This window comes from Myxococcus vastator (assembly GCF_010894475.1).
Classification (GTDB): Bacteria; Myxococcota; Myxococcia; order Myxococcales; family Myxococcaceae; genus Myxococcus; species Myxococcus vastator.
In genome coordinates, this window is the sequence record NZ_JAAIYB010000905.1 from 1 (window position 1) to 856 (window position 856).

An 856-nucleotide genomic window follows, 5' to 3' on the forward strand; every position below is an offset into this window, starting at 1 on the left:
CCCCCACACGCCTGCGAGTCTCCTGGAACGCGCTGCTGGGACTTCGAGGAAGGCCGCATCCCCGACGGCTGGACGCCCTACCGCGACGAGTTCAGCGGCACGCTGCTCGTGGACGACACCCGCGCATACCGGGGCCAGTACGCCCTCCATGCCCGTCAGCTCGTCGGTGGCACGGAGGGAAGCCAAGGGGGGCCCAAGAAGACGCTCCGCTTCGAGCTGCCCGCCCACTTCGGCCCCGTGCTGTGGGGCCGCGCCTACGTCTACACGTCCCCCGCGCGCCCCATGTCCCACGCGGGCCTCTTCAATGCCCGCTACCCCAGGCCCGGCCAGACGGGCGGCGCCCTGGACACGCTCGACTGGTACGAGGTCGCCACGTACCGGCAGCGGTACATGGCCATCTGGCACCCACCCGAGCCGCCGGGGTTCCCCGAATGGGTGCAGGTGTCGGACACCCCGCTCGTGCTCGACGAATGGGCGTGTCTGGAATGGCTCTTCGACGGGGCCAATGGCACGCAACCGGAGGCCGCCGAGCCGCGCGTCTGGCTCAACGGCACCGAGCTTCAGTGGCCAGAGACCTTCGTCTTCTCCGATCCACCGACGCAGGAGCGACCGGTGCGCGAGAAGGTCAGCGACTTCACGGTGCTGGAGGCCGGCGTGTTCCTCTACCAGGGGCTCCCCGTGCCCACCGACTGGTGGATGGACGAGCTCGCCGTGGGCCCGCGGCGCATCGGCTGCGAGTAAGCGCGCTGGACCTGGCCGGCTGAATGGGGCATGCGTGGGGCCCACGCGCCCCCGGAGCCCCACCTGGCCCGGCCACCCCGCGAGAGGAGTCCATGCGAGCCTGCCCGTGCTGCAG

At 71.3% G+C, this 856-nt stretch carries 1 protein-coding gene; it reads left to right on the top strand.

Annotated elements, in window-relative coordinates:
• Positions 1–741: hypothetical protein (locus tag G4D87_RS38250; protein ID WP_163787647.1), on the top strand; the 741-nt coding region annotated here is incomplete at its 5' end.
• Positions 742–856 lie beyond the last annotated feature (115 nt).